We start from the raw sequence: 16,280 nt of genomic DNA, 5'->3' as shown, positions 1-16,280 counted from the left end.
CATCCCTCACGAGCACGAGCACGAGCACGAGCACGAGTCGGGGTCTATTCGAAAAGGAATTCGTCGGAAGACGGTTTCGGCAGGCGCAGCTGAGGAACGGGAGAAAATCCCATAGTTTCGAGATCGCTTCGGATCATCAATTCGACGGGCAAGAGAGACTCGCGCGTGCGGACGTACCCGTGCTTTTCTTGTGTGCTCAAGAACTCTGCGCTCGAGTACGCGGTGGAGCGCGTATCCGCCTGGTCGAGCAGACCGAGCCGGGCGCGTTCGAAGAACAGATCGCGTGCCGGATCCGGCGACGGTGAGTTGCGTCGATCGGCGGAAAGCTGGTGGTAGCTCAAGACCTCTAGCCTCGAGATGAAACGCGCAAAGTCCTCTGCGGGTACCGGGCGGACGACTGCTTCGCGGCCTTCCAGAGAGACGCGCACAAAAGTCCGGCCGATCAGGGTTACGCCGTCTTCTGCCAGTTCTCCATTTGCTTCGTCCTCGTCGAGAAGTTCGGATCGCAGGCCGAGCGCGCCATAACCACTCAGTTCAGGGTGTTCTCGCAGGAAAGCCCGCGAGATGCGAATGCCCTGGGGCGTGGCGCCGGTGCGCAGTGCGCGCAGGTTCTCGGCGGCCTGGCGTGCCGCTGGCGTGGTCGGGTGTTCGGTCATGATCGACCGATAGATCATCGCTCGCATATCATTGCGGGCCTCGAACGCCGCTGCCTCGAGCATCTTCTCTCCGAGCTTCTCGCTGTATTCCTCGATGCTCGACTCATCGGCATCGTCTCGCGCCCTGTGGTGTTCCAGTGCGAGTGAGAAGCGATCCCGGTCTCGGTAGCGTTCTTCCAGGTCGTGATGAACTTCCTGTGCGTGAATTCCCTGCGGATACCGTTTGACGTAACGTTCTCCGGTCAAGATGACTACAGATCCGAAACGGCTGTGCGCCACGGGGTACTGAAGCAGGCGGATCGGAATCGAGAGAAGTGAAACGGCGATTCCCGGCAGGTCGAGCAGGTACTCGATCGGCCGGTACAAGTCGCGGTCCGTGGCGCCATCGGCGTGTCGGCCAAGTAGTATCCAGCTCGCTTGTCGTCGTCGATCCGCAGCGATTGCCGAACGATAGCGGCCGTAGGCGTTGCGCCAGCCATCCAGCAAGATGGCATCCGCGTGTCTCGCCATGGGGCCTTCTTCGAGAGCGCGGATCCGCGACAGTTCCGCGAAGAACTCATCTTCTTCTCCGCGTGCGAGCATCCCGAAGCTGGCCAGAAAGGCGCGTTCACCCGGTGGTGCCTCATTCGCGTCGCTGGCGTCCTCGCTGATGCGGGCCAGTGGTCCCACGAGTGCGACGATCGCGAGATTTCGCTCATCCGCGTTCTCGCGCAGTCGTGGTTCGATATCTGCATCCAGGGTCGCGCGAACGTGTCCGGCGTAGCGTTCTTCGACAGCTTCGGCTCGTTCCTTCAACTCCTTGGCAGCTTCGCTTTCGCTATCGATGTCGATGGCGCGTTGCGCGTAGAGTTCCGCCGCGCGAGCGTGTCCAGCCTGTAGCAAGGTCTCAGCCTTTTCCAGGGCGTCATCGTGCAGTACTTCATCTCGGGTTGCACTCAGTCGCGCGATCTCATCTAGTACTCGTTCCGAGTTCGGCGCGTCTGGGTGGCGTTTCCGATACTCTTCGAATGCGTGCAGCGCCTGGCGTTCGCGCGGGCTCATTTTCGGCAGGCTGTGGAAGGTGAGGGCCGAACTCAATACCGTTTGGATCAGGAGCAGCGGGTTCACCGAACCGACGATTACGAGTCGCGATAGCGCTTCGGCGACCCGGTTGAACATGACACCTGCTCGGAACTCGGTGTCTTCTTCGAGTCGCATATCGGCAAAACGCACCGATTGGAGTTTGGTCGTGTTCTCGAGACGGAGACGGAGTCCCGGATCGAGGTCGTCGCGCTCTAGTAGCTTGCGCGCGTGTTCCGCATAGCCGGTTGGACCGGACATCGCGTAGATCATGTCTTCGCAATTATCGATGAGTCCTGACTTTGTGCGGCCATCCGCAACGCGCGAGGATTCATCGGCGCGCAGAATCTGGAGCATTGCGACCGCTGAGTCGGGTCGATCGGCCAGCACAAGGCGAGCCATCTCGCCCGCTGCACGCTCTGTTTCGTCCGGCAAGGGAGCGCGAGGTGCGCGAGCGACTTCGAGCGGATCGGCCTCCGCCGGGCTCAATGGACGTACCGTTCCGCAGCCGGTCAGCAGCGCCACCAGTGCCGCGGTCGCCAGGGCTACAGGCCGACTAACGAGGCAGCTTCTCACTATAGACACCCAACGTGAAACTCAGGAACGCTTCGAGCTTGTGCGATGCTTCGATTTTTTCAATGGCGCCATCTTGTCGCGACACGATTCCATACAGACGCTGGGCGCCGATTGCATATTCTTCAAAAGTGGCTGCGTCGAATTTCAAGGAAGGAGGTGGGTAGCGTAGTGCGTAGCGACGGGACAGGTCCTGATAGTGATCGGCCAGACGAAGCAGATGTCGATTGTAGAGCTTGCTCTCCGAGTGGTTGCGCACCAGGGTTTGCAGTAGTTCGAGCGCCGTTCTGTCGAAGACGGGATCGGATTGACTGCGTAAGGCGAAGTGGGTCGCTCGTTCGACTTCGGCCCGCTCGATCTCCTCATCAGCGACGAACGAATAGTGGGTCCCGGCGACCTCTTTGCGAAGCGCGAGGAGAGCTTCGATCCGATCCGCGTAGATCGATAGCGCGGATTCAGCTGTACTACCGGTTTCTGGCCGAGTGGCCGCCGCCTGCGCCAGTCGACTACAGATAGAGGCATCTCGCCGACTGGTCTCCGCCAGAGGTGAGTCCATCTTGCCGACCCGCTGATAGTGTGCGATCGCCAATTCGTACTCGGTGATGCGCTCGAGGGCACGGCCTTTTGCGAACAGGATCACGTCGTTCATATGGCCCGAGCGGAACTTCTCTTCGTACACATGTTCGAGACTCTCGAGTCGGGTGAACGATGCCCTGTACACGTTCTTGCCCGAGAAATCCCTGCCCGGGGGGAAGCGATAGGTGTCCTCGTCAGTGTGAAGACGCAACACGGTCACCACTTCGAGTACGCTTTGAGTAGCGGAGTAGCGCTCTTCCGGTGTTTTCGACGAGGCGCATGCGCCGAGCGTGATGACCAGGATCGGAATGAGCGACCGGCGCGTCTTCTGTGCCGCCGACCGACGGGAGATCACCGAGAGGCTCGTCGGGTCGCCAGCAGGTTGAGCATCTTCTCGGTCGCAACTACCGCGGCCACGAGCTGATCGGAATCTACACCCATCGTCGTGAAAGCTTGAGCGCGCGCGTTCGTCTGCCAGGTGATGAGCGTTTCGACGAGCGCACCAGACTTGCCGCCCGCCGGGATCCGGACCTTGTAGTCGACGAGCTGCGGCAACTTGATCTCGAAGGGGCGCATCGCTTTGGTCAGAGCCTTGATGAACGCATCAAAGCCGCCGTCGCCACTGGAGTTCCCCTTCGTGCACCGGCCGCGGTAGCTGACCGAGATTTCGGCGTTCGGAAGCCCGTCGCTACTCGAGGAGAAGTGATAGCTCTCGATCGAGTAACGCTGCTCCTGAGGTGTCTTCAGGACATCGGCGATGATCAGGGGCAGGTCTTCGGGCGTCACCGTGTGTTTCTTGTCGCCCAGTTCGACAATCCGCTGCAGAACGCGCGCCCGGTTCTCTTTTTGCAGCTTGATGCCCAGGGTTTTCAGGTTCTGGTCGAGCGACGCCTTGCCGGCCATCTTGCCCAGCGCATAGCGGCGCTTCCGGCCAAAACGCTTGGGCAGAAGCTTATTCGCGTAGAGGTCGGCCTTCGAGTCGCCGTCGGCGTGAATTCCTCCGGTCTGTGTGAAGACGTCGCGGCCGACGACCGGCGCGTTTTCTGCGATTGGCTTGCCCGAGAACGTCGCGACCATCTCGCTCACCGAGGTGAGCCTGCTCTCGTTCACGCGCGTCTGGTACCGGGTCAGATCGTTGACGGCTGCAGTGACCTCCGCCAGGCGCGTATTGCCGGCGCGCTCGCCCATGCCGTTGACGCTGGTATGTATGCCGCGCGCGCCGGCTTCGATCGCAGCCAGGCAATTCGCGGTGGCCAGTCCGTAGTCGTGGTGACCGTGGAATTCGAAGTGCAGCTCCGGCCAGGTGCGCGTCATCAAGTCGACGAAACGACCGGTATCATCGGGCGCCAGGATACCGAGGGTGTCCGGCAGATAAATGCGCTTCACGCCCAGGGTCGACAGATTCGAGACGTGCCCGAAGACGTAGTCGAAGCTGTCTTGCACACCCGATGACCAGTCCTCGAGGTATACGTTTACCAGGAGTTTGCGGCGCTTTGCATAGCGAATGGTCTCGGCAATGTTCTTGAAGTGCTTCTCGGGCGTGGTACGCAGTTGCTTCTCGCAGTGTTCACGCGAACCTTTGGTCAGAAGATTGATCGCACCCCCGCCGTTGGCGACGATCCAGTCGACCGAAATCTGTCCGTCGACCAGGCCCATGATCTCGACGCGGTTCTTCATACGCGATTTTGCGGCCCAGCTCGTGATGCGCCGGATGGCCGCAGCCTCGCCCTCGGAGATGCGCGCCTGACCGATCTCGATGCGGTCGATTTCTACCTCCGAGAGCAGTAGCCGCGCGAGCTGGTACTTCTCGGACGGGGTGTACGCGACGTTCGGGGTTTGCTCCCCATCGCGCAGTGTCGTGTCCATGATCTCGATCGCGTTCTTTACGGCTATTCTGGGCATTGCGCCCAGAATAGCGGGGAACGACGTTCACTGCTCCGGGCTGTGGCTCGCTAATCCGAGTCCTTGCCCGAGCGCCGCTTCAGGCGCTGTTTGCGGATATCCCGGCGGATTCGCTCGCGCTTCGGAATCTGCTTGCGGATCTCCCGGCGCTCTTCGGGCGAGAGATTCTTCCAGCCTTTGCGCAGCTTCTCGCGTTGTTTGGGAGACAGATCCTTCCAGTGACGGAAGCGCTTCTTCAGCTTGTCTCGCTGCTCGGGAGACAGATCCTTCCAACGCCGGAATTGCCCGCGGAGCTGCTTGCGCTCTTCGGGTGACAGGTCCTTCCAGCGCTGGCGATTCTCGCGAATGTGCTGACGCTGCTCCGGCGGGAGGCTCTTGAAGCGATCCATCCTCCGACGCACCTCGGCGCGCTGCTTCGGGGTCATCTGTTCAAAGCGTTGTCGGCGTTCGCGCAGTTCCTGGCGTTCGCTTTCCGACATCGCATTCCAGCGCTCGCGCCGGGTATCGCGTTCCGGCTCCTGTGCCAGGGCCGGTGTCGTGAGCGCGCCCAGCATCCCGATGAGCAGCGCGCCCAGAAGCAGTTGGCGTCGACTCATGGCTCGTCCCTGATCACCGGAATCGGCAGGTTCTCCCGCGGATCCCAGTCTTCCAGTAGATCCAGTTCCAGGAGCAGATCGAGATCCTCGAGAAGGCGCAGATCCTCCTCGGATGGCTCCTGAATTGTCGGCGGCGCGTTCGGATCCGTCCCCGACCCGGCCAGAGCCGGGCAGGCGAAGAGGCACAGAGCCGCAAAAATCGCTGTTTTCAGATCTCCTGGCCATCCCACGCCTCGAGAATCTCCATTACTTCGAGCAACTCGATGTCCGCGTCCGCGAGCAGTTCGAACTGTTCTGCGTCCGCGACGAGTGCGAAATCGGGATCCAGTTCCGGACCCGGCGATCGCAGGGCGAGCATGACCGCACCGGCTGCGACCGCCGCCGTCGTCAGGCCGACGAGCCAGCCGCGCCAGCCCGCACGAGCCCAGAAGCCCTGTTCTCGCCGCTGTTCTGCGGCCTGGTCTTCGCGCGCGATCCGGGCCCAGAAGCGCGTTTCGAAGCCGGGACTCGGGTCGACTGTGGGCAGGCTCGCGAGCGCCGCGCCCAGGGAGCGCTGCTGATCAATGGTCTCGCCGCAGCTCTGGCAGTTGCTCAGGTGCGACTGGAAATCCGCGCGTTCCTGTTCGCGCAACTCCTCGTCGAGGAATGCGACCAGATTCTCGCTGTACCGGCAGGCGTTCACCGTCCCGCCTCCTTCATCTGACTGACCAGTTTCTCTCTTGCGCGGTGCAGGAGGCTCTTCACACTCGAGACGCTCGCTCCGAGCACCGTTCCGATTTCCTCGTAGCCCAGTCCCTGCACAGTGCGCAGCATGAGCGCCGAGCGCTGGCGTTCCGGGAGTTCGCCGATCGCGGCTTCCAACGCCTCGGTCATGCGCCGGGCCTCCAGTTGCTCGCTCGCGTCGGGATTCCGGTCGGCCGTCGTCTCGCTGTGCGCATCCTCCAGCGGCCGCTCGCGCTTGCGGTAGGCGCGAGCCAAGTCATTCAAAGCCAGGTTGTGCGCGATGCCAAACAGCCAGGTCGAGAATTTCGCCCTCGGTTCGTAGCGCTCTGCTGCCTGGTACACCCGCACGAAAACGTCCTGTGTAAGCTCCTCTGCGCGACCCCGGTCTTTCACCATCCGCAGCAGAAACGCCATCAGACGCGGCGTGTAACTGCGAAACAGCTGCTCGAAGGCCTGCCGGTCTCCCGCCTGGAAAGCCAGCATGAGTCGCGAGTCTTCATCCATCATTGATCGCGCCCACTCGCGTCTCCGCAGTGAGAAACCGCCGTTCGCTTCGAAAGTTGCGTTCGGAGCAAGAAATAGCTCAGCCGGGGCCCCGAGTGAGTACCCGGCTGGCGGGCCGTGCGCAATTCAGACGCAAGTATCCCGTCGAGGGCCGCGAGAAGGCGCGAGTCTGGCCTCGCAGCAGAGCAGGTCCGAGGAAAGTGGACGGGTTAGGTGGTCAGCGCGGGCTGGATGTAGCGCATCCAGGTCATGATCAGCAGAAAGATCGTCGCTCCGCCCAGGAAAGTCATCGTCAGGGCCATCATGCTCCAGCAGATCGCGGCGCCCATCTGGTCCTTGACGCCCTGGGGAAGGATCTTCTCGATGATGATTGATCCGACGATCATTCCGAGCATGACCATGAAGATCCAACCCATGCGTATTCTCCTCGTCCGGACTCGGAGCGCGCAAATCGCGCCCCCGAACCGGTCTGAAAAGCCAGTAGAACACAGCTGGCCCTTCGGGTCAAAACCCTGTTGCCGCGGGGTTCTAGCGGGCCTCGACCTCGCTGAGGAAGGTCTGGACCTCGCGCATCCAGGCCTCGGGCTGATCCAGATTCACCACGTGCCCGGCGTCGGGCAGGACCACGCGCCGGGCGTTCTGCAGCTTGGCCGTCATGACCTCGGCCGCCCTCTGGAAATTCGGGTCTTCCGAGCCGACCAGGACCAATGTGGGGTGAGAAAGCTCCGCCAGGCGATCGACCAGGTTGGGTACCGGACCCGCTACCCCGCGCGCGAAACGGGTCAGCCCCGCGACGCTCGAGCGCAGGATGCCTTCGCGGGCCTGCACGCCCAGGGGTGATTCAGGCTGAAGTCCCAGCAATTCGGCGCTGGCGCGCCGGCCCTGCAGGTACTGCTCCATGCCCACGTCTTCCATCTTCCGCGCGGCGCGCTCGAGCATGTCGTTCCACTGGGCCAGCGCTTCGGGCTTCTTGAAGCCGGGTCCGGTGTTGAAAAGCAGCAGCCCGCGAACCCGTTCGGGGTAGGCCAGGGCGTAGCTCAATCCGATGATCCCCCCGACGGAGAGCCCGCCGATGAATGCGGGAGTGTCGCCGGCGGCCGCCTTGTGCACTTCGGCCAGATCTTCGACCACCTGCGCGAGCGAGTAGCGCTCGGGCTCGTCGGGTGCTTCGGACAGCCCGTGGCCGCGATAGTCCCAGCTGATCGGGCGGCAGAATGCGCCCAGAGCCTCTTCCTGGCCGATCCAGTGCATATGGCTCGAAAAGGAGGCGTGGCACAGGATCAGTGGCGGCGCTTCTCCCGCTGCGCGATAGAAGATCTTCGCTCCGTCACTCGCTTCGATGGTCGCCAAATCAATCCTCTTCGAGTCGGGCGCGCAGGCTCTTGGTCATCTGGTCGAGCTGCTCGCGCATGGGTGCTTTGATGGTGAACTCCGGAACCAGCGCGCGGGTCGAACCCTCCATGGTCAACTGCACGAGGGCGAGCTTTGGGCCACTCTCGACCACGCGGATGCCACCCTCGAGGGAGCGCCAGATGTTGCCATCACAGATCTTCTCGAACGAGATCGAGTGATCCGGCTGGCGGCGGAAGAGGAAGCGGATGTCGCGTGAGACTCCCATCTCAGAGAATCTCGTAAGTGTCTCGCGGGTATCGCCCTCGGTGGAGACGATCTCCGTGTCCGGAAACAGCGCCGCGATCGTATCGTCGGCGTCCAGCACGTCGAAGGTTTCCTGCGCTGAGCGCCGCACGATGAATTCCTTCTCGAATTTCACAATCGCTCCTCCTCTGCCACAACCCACCAGTCTAGCCCGCATTCTAGACCGGAGGCTGCCGGGATTGAGACTGGGGGCGCGGGGAGATAGCCTGTGGATGTGGCTTCAGATGCGGACCCGACGGAGCCGGGTGTCTTTTCGGAAGTGGGACCCTGGAGGATTGACCTCGCCCGGATTTCGTGGCGCGCGGGAATCGATGAGTTGCGGGCCAAGACACGCGCCGAGGTACCGGTGCGCATCCGCCGTCGGGGTCTTCCGCCGGTAGGCCGCTTCGCGACGGCGTTCTGGCACATGCTCGTGGCCGTGGGGGGCTGGCTGGTGTTCGAGCGACGCAAGTCCCCGGAGGTGTCTCGGGCCGGCTTGTCGAGGCGACTGCGCAGCGCGTTCGAGCAGCTCGGGTCGGCCTATATCAAGCTGGGTCAGATCGTCTCCTCGGGTCGCGGCATGTTCCCCGACGAGCTGGTCGAGGAGTTCAAGCGCTGCCGCGATCAGGTACCGCCGCAGGACTTTGCGACGGTGCGCTCCATCGTCGAGGAAGACCTGGGCCGTCCGCTCGAAGAGGTCTTCGAGCGCTTCGATCGCGAGAGTCTGGCTGCGGCTTCGATCGCGCAGGTGCATTCGGCCCGGCTGCTCAGCGGCGAGGAAGTTGTCGTGAAGGTCCAGCGCCGCGAAGTCGCCAGGCTCGTGCGCCGCGACATCGAAGCGATGGCCTGGATGGCGCCGTTCCTGGTCGGGCGCATTCCCGTTGCCGCACTCGCCAATCCGCCCGCGCTGGTCGAACTCTTTGCCGAGACGATCCTGGAAGAACTCGACTTTCGGCTCGAAGCCCAGAACATGCTCGACATTGCACGCCTGTTGCTCGATGCCGGCCAGAAGATCATCGTCGTCCCGCGACCGCATCCCGATCTGGTCACGCGTCGCGTGCTCGTGATGGAGCGCCTCTCCGGTCTGGACTACGACGACGCACAGGGAATTCGCGCTGCGGGTATCGATACCAAGGCGCTGATCCGATCGCTGCTGGTTTCCTTCCTGGAAGGCGCGATGATCTACGGTGTGTTCCACGGAGATCTTCACGGCGGGAATCTGCTCGTGATGCCCGACGGGCGGGTTGCCCTGTTCGACTACGGAATCACCGCTCGCATGGATCACAAGCAGAGGCTCGGTTTCCTGCGCATGATGATGACCGGCGCCGCCAACGACGTGCGGGGCCAGCTCGAGGCGTTCGTCGACCTCGGGGCCCTTCCTGCGGACGCCGATCTCGATGGCTTGATGCGTCTGCTCAAGGTGGATCGCCCGGTTCGGGACCCCACGAAGATGTCGAGCAGCCAGCTGGCCAGCGAGTTGCGCGAAATTCTGGGAGGGCTGCTCGCGAACGGAGCCAAGTTGCCCAAACACTTGATGCTGTATGTGAAGAACATGCTCTTCATCGACGGGGCGATCGCGGAACTGGCGCCCGACCTCGACATGTTTGCAGAGATGATCCATGTGTACGGCTACTTCGCCGCGAACCATTCCGAACAGATCCTGTCCGAAATCGGCTTCGATCCCAGTCGACAGACTTTCGACCTGAGTGGAGTGCGCAGGGGTCTGGGAATCGAGGGAGAAGTCGAGTCCCTGAGCCACGCGGAAGTACGCCAGCGCCGTGAAATCCTGCGCGAGCGCTTCGAGGAAGGGCTTTGAGCGGAATCGGTCGGCGCGGGCCAGCGCTTCCCGCGCCGCGGGCGGTTCAGTAGATCTCGATCCAATGGGGCGGCAGGTAGCTGACCTCGTTTCCCTTTGCGGCCCAGAACCATGTCAGGGCCTCGGGTAGCTCCACTGGCACCAGGGAACGCATCAACCAGCTCTGTAGCTCGCTGCTCAGGAGTTGACGCAATTGGGTGAGAGGTCCGCGTGGACCCGGCAGGACGACGCGAGTCGGGTCGACGCCGTCGGGAATTCCCGCCTCGACGCGTGCGCGCTCTACCGCGTCGGAAAGTCCTCCCACCCCGTCGACCAGGTTGAGTGCAAGGGCTGTCTCACCGAGCCAGACGTGACCGCGCCCGACGCGATCGACGGCCTCGGTCTCCAGGTCGCGACCTTCGGAAACGCGCCCGATGAAGTCCTGGTATATCGATTGCACGATATCGTCGGTTCGCTGTTGCTGCCCCGCGCTCATGCGCTGATCGCTGGAGGCAATGGATGAGTGCTGGCCACGCTTCATCACTTCGCTCCGGATGCCCAGTTTCTCGTACAGTCCTTCAGCGGCCGGGCGCATCAGGAACACACCGATTGAGCCAGTGAGCGTCGCCGGTTCGGCGAAGATCGCGTCGGCACTGCTGGCGATGTAGTAGCCGCCAGATGCCGCGGCATCTCCCATGGATACGATCACGGGCTTCTTCTCGCGGGCCCGCATCACCACGCGCCAGAGTTGTTCCGAGGCGAGCGCGGATCCGCCACCCGAGTTGACCCGCAAGACGATGGCTCGAATCGAGTCGTCATCGGCTGCCGACTCGATTGCATCACCAATCTCGTCCGCCGAAAAGGATCGTCGCCAGCTCGGCCCGGCCGATTGCACGATGGGTCCGTTGCCGAAGATCAATGCGATGCTAGGTCCGTCACGCAGGCCGAGTTCGTTGGGCCCCACCCTCTGGTAGGTACCCGCATCGATTTCCTCGGCATCTCCCAGGCCGGCCAGTTCCAGTATGTTGTCTCGGTCAGCCAGTCCGTCGGCGAGCCCTGCTTCCGCATACTCCTGTGCCGTTGCTGGAGCGGCCTCGATCAACTCGCGAACGCGCTCACGTGACAGGCCACGGCCTTCTGCAATGCCTTCGACGATCTGCGAGAAGATCCCGTCGAGTAGTTCGTTCATCATTTTGCGCGCAGGCGCGCTCATCTCGCGTGCGCTGAAGGTCTCGACTGCGGACTTGAATTCGCCGACTCGCGCGTACTGCCACTCGACTCCGATTTTCTCAAAAAAACCGGCCATGTACAGGTACTGCCCGGCGATGCCCGCCAGCGGACCCAGGAATCCCGGAACCACATAGACCTTATTGGCCACCGAGGCGAAGTACAGTTCGCGGGTCGCGTTCAGGCTCGCCATGTCGAGCAGGACCGTCACGGTCTTGCCGGCATCGCGCACTTTGGCCAGGGCGTCGCGCAGTTCCTGGACACGGGCGTACCCTACCGAGAGCGTGCGTACGTGGACGAGCACTCCCTCGATGCGATCGTCGACGGCGGCCATGTCGAGCAAGAGCAGGATTGTCGGGAGTGCCGGACCGCTCGCGGAGAACTGCGCCAGTGCGTCCGTCGGTGGCGATTCTTCGAGTGAGCCCGCCAGTTCGAGCACGAGGACCGCATCTTCTGGGACCTTCGGACCCGCGGACCAGAGAGCGTAAGCGATTCCGAATACGACACCTGCGACCAGAAGCCCTGCAATCAAACGACGCATGCGAACCCTTTCGGAGACTGACGCCAGCATGCCTTGTGTCTGGCTCGATGCTCCATACTCTGTCTTCGACTGTTTGCCTTGGATCGTCCGAAAGCGCTTCAATCGAAACGCCGACAGCGTAGGGAAGATGAGAGAAGTCTACATATCCTCTGTCGGACTGACCAAGGTCGACCTGACGGGGAAGATCTTCGGGAACGTCTTCGATCTGTTCCAGGATGCCTATCGGCGGGCTTCCGAGGGATCCTCTATCCGCGAATTCGACGCGATCCAGGTCGGCATCATGGACTCGGAAGAGTTCGAGAACCGCGCGAACATCGCCGCCAAGATTGCCGACCGGCTCGGCATGGTTGGCGTGCCGACCGTGCGCTCAGAAACGGCCTCGTCTACCGGATCGGCCGCGTTTCACGAGGCTTGCTACAAGATCCGTTCCGGCGCCGCCGACAACGTGCTGGTGATCGCGGGCGAGCGTATGAAGACGGTCACGACCAAAGAAGCGACCGAGATCATGTCGAAGACGGTCGATCCCGTGGAGCGTCGCTTCGGCTTTACCATGCCCGCACTGATCGCACTGGTCACCCAGGCGTTCTTCGCTCAGCGAGGCGTGAGTGGAGACGGGGTGTCCGACGTGTTGTCGCGACTCATGCATCGCGCGCACGCTCTGGGTGCAGACAATCCACTTTCGGCCTTTGCCGATCGCCCCGAAGCCCTCGAGAACTACTTCGATATGGAGCGCAACCTGCACGTTGCCACTCCATTGCGACGCAAGGACTGCTCTCCGATCTGCGATGGGGCGGCTGCCGTGATCTTGACGGCAGAACCTCAGGAGGTGCGAGTCGCGGGACTCGGCGCCGCTACGGATACTTCATCCCTGCTCGATCGAGTCGATCTGCACCGACTCGCCGCGACGGAACGCGCCGCTCAGTTCGCCTATCGCGAAGCTGGAATACGAGATATTCGCTCGGTCGAGGGACTCGTGGCCGAAGTGCACGACGCGTTCAACAGCCTATTGGCGGTCGACCTGGTCGACCTGGGCCTGGCCGAGCCCGACGAGGTCTTCGACGCCCTGATCGGACCCGGACGCGGGGACGCTCCGGCCCTCGATCCCTATGAGAATCTGCTCACCGGACCTCGCGGGCGCCTGCCGGTAAACATGTCGGGAGGATTGAAAGCCCGCGGTCATCCCGTGGGGGGGACGGGTCTATTCCAGCTAGGCGAGCTCTTTCTGCAACTCACCGGCGGATTTGCGAATCCACGAGCGCAGGTCGCAAACGCGCGAGTGGGTCTGGCCCATTCGATCGGCGGTCCGGGCAATAACATCTACGTGACCCTGATCGAGCGCAGCGACAACGAACGCGAACGAGCAACCGACATCCCGAAACCGGAGCGCCGCATTCACCCACTGGGAGAACAGCGCCTTCCACCGGCCCGCCTGCACGGGAAACGCGCTCAGATCGAGGCGGCCACGACGATCTACGTGACGGCGACTTCAGATGGGCCGATTCACGTTGCATTGCTCTCGGTCGGTGATCGTCGGGTCTTCGCGAAGCTCGATACGCCGACAGAGCCCGGTCAGGATCCGATCACCGCTCTTGCGGGCAAGAGTGCGCGCTTCCTGGTAAAGGACGACGGCGATCACTATTTCTCGGTGGTTCCCGATCGCTGGGATCTGCCTACGTTATTCCGCTCAGTTCTGGGCCGGTTGCGCGGTGGCGCTCAACCGGCCGAGTGATTCGCGAGGCAAACCCGCGCCCGGGCTCAGCGACGGCGTGACACAAGGCGGTGCAAGGCGATCTCGCGCGCGCAGTTGAGACGCACGGGCGGACCCGATACGCCCAGTCCGCGATTTACGTACAGGAGGCAATCGCCGGTCTCGTCTTCGAATAGACCTCGGGTCCAGTAGGAGATCAGGCGCGAGATATTGTGGTGGTGAGCCGGTGGCGGGAAGCTGATCTGCCCGCCGTGCGTGTGCCCGGCCAGCGACACCGGAAATCCCAGTCGCGAAGCCTGACCGAAGAGGCTCGGGCGGTGGATCAGGAGCAAGCGCGGGATCTCGCTCGGGATCTCGTCGGCGAGTCGCTCCATTTCCGGTGCCTCGAACTCCCGTTCGGTCCAGCCTTCACCTGAATCCTCGATTCCGGCGATCACGAGTTCTGCGTCGTCTATCTCGATCCGCTCCCAACCATCGCGCAGCAGTTGGATGTTCGTGTAGCGGGCAATTCCTTCCGCGACCGCTTCAGCTCCGGTGTAGGCGTCGTGGTTTCCCAGAACCGCGAACACACCGAAAGTCGCGCGTAGATGGGCCAGCTCGCGGCAACCCTCTTCGATGAACGCCGGGTCGAAGTCAAATAGATCGCCGGTGATGACGATGATCTCGGCTTCGAGTTCGTTCACCTGCGCGACGAAGCCGGCTAGTTGGGGCGCGCGCAATTGCGGACCGATGTGTAGATCGGTGATGTGCGCGACGCGCACGCCCGAAAGCGCAGCCGGAAGATCGAGCATCGGCAGTTCGACGCGCTCGACCTCGACACGGCGCTGTCCGACGAAATACCCCCAGAGGATGGATCCAAAGCCGATCGCGATCGCTGCGCCGCCGCTGCCGACGAGTGCGGCCTGTCCCGTGGCGCCCTCGCCGAGACTCTGTGTCAGCCACGCCAAGCTGCCGACGAAGGCGAAACTGGCGAGCAGGGGCGGCCCGCTGAAGACGGCCGCCAGACTCGCGAGCAGCCACACACGACTCAGGACGAAGAAGCTATTCGTGCGTCGGGCCAGGCGCATCAGCACGAACATCGAGCCTACGTTGAGGGTGATCAGGGCGACCACGGTAGACGCCGCGGAAGAAAGCCCCAGACCGCTGCCGCGGCTCGCGAGGAGCAGCCAATGCACCAGAAGGACTTCGGATCCGACCAGCAACAGCAACATCGAGTACCGGATCAATCGCATGCGTGCATTCTACAGACCCGACTGGAACCATCGCCAGCCTTCCCAGAGCACCAGACGCAGCGCAACCAGTGTGAGAACCCCGCGATACAAGAGTACGAAGCTTGCCTCGTTCACTCGCTCCAGGATCCGACTGCCGACCCAGGTTCCACCGACGACCATTGCGGACATGCCCACGAGAGTGAGCAGATGCTCGCGGAACACGAAACCCGCCCAGCCAAAGACGACGATCTTCGCGATGTGCCCCAGGGCCTGGCACGCTGCTTTGGTTCCGACCAGGGACTGACGAATGAGTCCCAGGTTCAAGAAAAACGGCGCGATCAGTGGACCGGTAGCTCCGATGATGGGTCCGATAAACCCGACCACACCGCCCAGTGCGATGAAGCGACGCCGCGGTTCAGTCTCCTGGACCTCAGTTGGCAGGCGCAGCCAGCCGGGACGCCAGGTGGCGATCAGTACCACGATTCCGATCAGCGCCTTGCCGATCGCGGGTGGGAGTGCGAACGCGACCTGTACGCCCAGCAATCCCATGGGCAGTAGAAGAATCGAATAGCGCCAGGTCAACGACCAGGCGATGTGTTCGCGCTGGATGATCGTTCGCGTTCCGTTGGACACCAGTTGCACGACGCCGTGCAAGGCAATTGCGGCGACGGGATCGAAGAACAGGAGCATGATCGAGAGCAGAACGATACCGCCGGCCATGCCGATGATCGCCGAAAGCACCGAAGTTGCGAACGAAGCCGCGAGCAGGACGCCGAGTTGCCAGATCTCCAGTGGGGTCTTCCTTCAGGTGTGACCCGGCGGAGGGTAGCCCACGTTGGAACTCGAGAGCTTTCCCGAGCGTTGCTCAGGGCTGTAGACGGCTCACTTTCCACTCAGAGGATTCGAAGCCGTCTTGTCCCGGCCGAAGACTTCGTTTCCATTCGCCTCGATCGTGCGCACGCCCTTCTGCACCGACCCAGAGTTCAACCGTTTCGAGCCAGAGGCGATAGCCACCCCAGTGAGGCGGACGAGGGACTGGGTCGGTTTCGCCGAAACGCTGCTCTGCTCGCGCCAGACTTTCGAGCATGGCCTTGCGGCTGGCGATCGGCTCGCCCTGGTCGCTGGCCCAGGCTGCGATCTGGGAGAGTCGGGGACGGCTGGCAAAGTAGGCGTCGGATTCGGCATCGGGCAAGAAATCGAGAGGTCCTTCGATGCGGGCTTGCCGATTCAGGTCGGCCCAGAAGAAGACGGCCGATGCAAAGGGTCGTTCGAGAAACTCTCTGCTCTTGCGGCTGTTCCGATTCGTGTGGAAGACGATATGGCCACGTTCACTGTCGTATCCGCGGCACATGACCATGCGCGACGAAGAGCGGCCATCCGCATCTGCGCTCGAAACACAAAACGCCCACGGATCGAGACGCGTCCGGTCGGCGCGGGCTTCGTCGAGCCAACGCGCGAGCAACTCCAGCGGCGTTTCCGGTAGCGGGTCGATCAGCGAGGGATCGCTGGGAATGTCCTCAAACGGCATGCCGACAAGCTAGCCCGGATTTCTTACCGCGGCGCGACTGCGGCGG

At 62.6% G+C, this 16,280-nt stretch carries 16 protein-coding genes; 2 read left to right on the top strand and 14 right to left on the bottom strand.

Annotated features, from left to right (window positions below; translation table 11 throughout):
* Positions 1-44: 44 nt before the first annotated feature.
* The 10 genes from GY725_20050 to GY725_20005 form a co-directional block, all read right to left on the bottom strand.
* Positions 45-2,240 carry a hypothetical protein gene (locus tag GY725_20050; protein MCP4006477.1) on the bottom strand — a complete coding sequence of 732 codons (2,196 nt, stop codon included), beginning with the start codon at positions 2,238-2,240 and terminating at the stop codon, positions 45-47.
* A 31-nt stretch (positions 2,241-2,271) separates the two neighbouring features.
* Entirely contained in the window at positions 2,272-3,219 is a 948-nt protein-coding gene (locus GY725_20045) for a hypothetical protein (protein MCP4006476.1), read from the bottom strand.
* On the bottom strand, positions 3,216-4,766 hold the full coding sequence (locus tag GY725_20040; GenBank protein MCP4006475.1) for a 2-isopropylmalate synthase: 1,551 nt from the start codon (positions 4,764-4,766) through the stop codon (positions 3,216-3,218). The genes GY725_20045 and GY725_20040 overlap by 4 nt, the downstream gene beginning before the upstream one ends.
* Before the next feature lie 50 nt (positions 4,767-4,816).
* Positions 4,817-5,362 carry a DUF3106 domain-containing protein gene (locus tag GY725_20035; GenBank protein MCP4006474.1) on the bottom strand — a complete coding sequence of 182 codons (546 nt, stop codon included), beginning with the start codon at positions 5,360-5,362 and terminating at the stop codon, positions 4,817-4,819.
* Entirely contained in the window at positions 5,359-5,592 is a 234-nt protein-coding gene (locus tag GY725_20030) for a hypothetical protein (protein ID MCP4006473.1), read from the bottom strand. Before GY725_20030 ends, GY725_20035 begins: the two co-directional genes overlap by 4 nt.
* The gene (locus GY725_20025) at positions 5,571-6,044 is read right to left on the bottom strand and encodes a zf-HC2 domain-containing protein (protein MCP4006472.1); all 474 of its coding nucleotides are present in this window, start codon (positions 6,042-6,044) and stop codon (positions 5,571-5,573) included. The genes GY725_20030 and GY725_20025 overlap by 22 nt, the downstream gene beginning before the upstream one ends.
* The gene (locus tag GY725_20020; protein ID MCP4006471.1) at positions 6,041-6,592 is read right to left on the bottom strand and encodes a sigma-70 family RNA polymerase sigma factor; all 552 of its coding nucleotides are present in this window, start codon (positions 6,590-6,592) and stop codon (positions 6,041-6,043) included. Before GY725_20020 ends, GY725_20025 begins: the two co-directional genes overlap by 4 nt.
* A gap of 206 nt (positions 6,593-6,798) precedes the next feature.
* A complete protein-coding gene (locus GY725_20015) occupies positions 6,799-7,005 on the bottom strand; it encodes a hypothetical protein (protein MCP4006470.1) in 207 nt (68 codons plus the stop codon).
* 112 nt (positions 7,006-7,117) lie between these two features.
* A complete protein-coding gene (locus tag GY725_20010; protein ID MCP4006469.1) occupies positions 7,118-7,939 on the bottom strand; it encodes an alpha/beta fold hydrolase in 822 nt (273 codons plus the stop codon).
* Position 7,940: 1 nt separating this feature from the next.
* Positions 7,941-8,360, bottom strand: coding sequence for a hypothetical protein (locus GY725_20005; GenBank protein MCP4006468.1), 420 nt, complete (start codon positions 8,358-8,360; stop codon positions 7,941-7,943).
* A gap of 93 nt (positions 8,361-8,453) precedes the next feature.
* On the opposite strand from GY725_20005, the gene GY725_20000 reads away from it, so the two are divergent.
* Positions 8,454-10,040 carry an AarF/ABC1/UbiB kinase family protein gene (locus tag GY725_20000; GenBank protein ID MCP4006467.1) on the top strand — a complete coding sequence of 529 codons (1,587 nt, stop codon included), beginning with the start codon at positions 8,454-8,456 and terminating at the stop codon, positions 10,038-10,040.
* Positions 10,041-10,086: 46 nt separating this feature from the next.
* Here GY725_20000 and sppA read toward each other — a convergent pair whose 3' ends face one another.
* The gene (sppA, locus tag GY725_19995) at positions 10,087-11,787 is read right to left on the bottom strand and encodes a signal peptide peptidase SppA (protein MCP4006466.1); all 1,701 of its coding nucleotides are present in this window, start codon (positions 11,785-11,787) and stop codon (positions 10,087-10,089) included.
* A gap of 127 nt (positions 11,788-11,914) precedes the next feature.
* On the opposite strand from sppA, the gene GY725_19990 reads away from it, so the two are divergent.
* The gene (locus GY725_19990) at positions 11,915-13,516 is read left to right on the top strand and encodes a hypothetical protein (protein MCP4006465.1); all 1,602 of its coding nucleotides are present in this window, start codon (positions 11,915-11,917) and stop codon (positions 13,514-13,516) included.
* 26 nt (positions 13,517-13,542) lie between these two features.
* Here the strand turns inward: GY725_19990 and GY725_19985 are convergent, their stop codons facing one another.
* The 3 genes from GY725_19985 to pdxH all read right to left on the bottom strand — a co-directional run bounded on the left by GY725_19985 (position 13,543) and on the right by pdxH (position 16,234).
* Complete coding sequence (locus tag GY725_19985) at positions 13,543-14,727, bottom strand: metallophosphoesterase (GenBank protein ID MCP4006464.1); 1,185 nt, start codon at positions 14,725-14,727, stop codon at positions 13,543-13,545.
* Between the two features lie 9 nt (positions 14,728-14,736).
* Positions 14,737-15,447, bottom strand: a complete 711-nt coding sequence (locus tag GY725_19980) for a sulfite exporter TauE/SafE family protein (protein ID MCP4006463.1) — start codon at positions 15,445-15,447, stop codon at positions 14,737-14,739.
* 124 nt (positions 15,448-15,571) lie between these two features.
* Complete coding sequence (pdxH, locus tag GY725_19975; GenBank protein ID MCP4006462.1) at positions 15,572-16,234, bottom strand: pyridoxamine 5'-phosphate oxidase; 663 nt, start codon at positions 16,232-16,234, stop codon at positions 15,572-15,574.
* Between the last annotated feature and the right edge of the window lie 46 nt (positions 16,235-16,280).

This window comes from bacterium (assembly GCA_024226335.1).
Classification (GTDB): Bacteria; Myxococcota_A; UBA9160; order SZUA-336; family SZUA-336; genus JAAELY01.
This window is presented reverse-complemented; position numbering and strand designations above follow the sequence as displayed.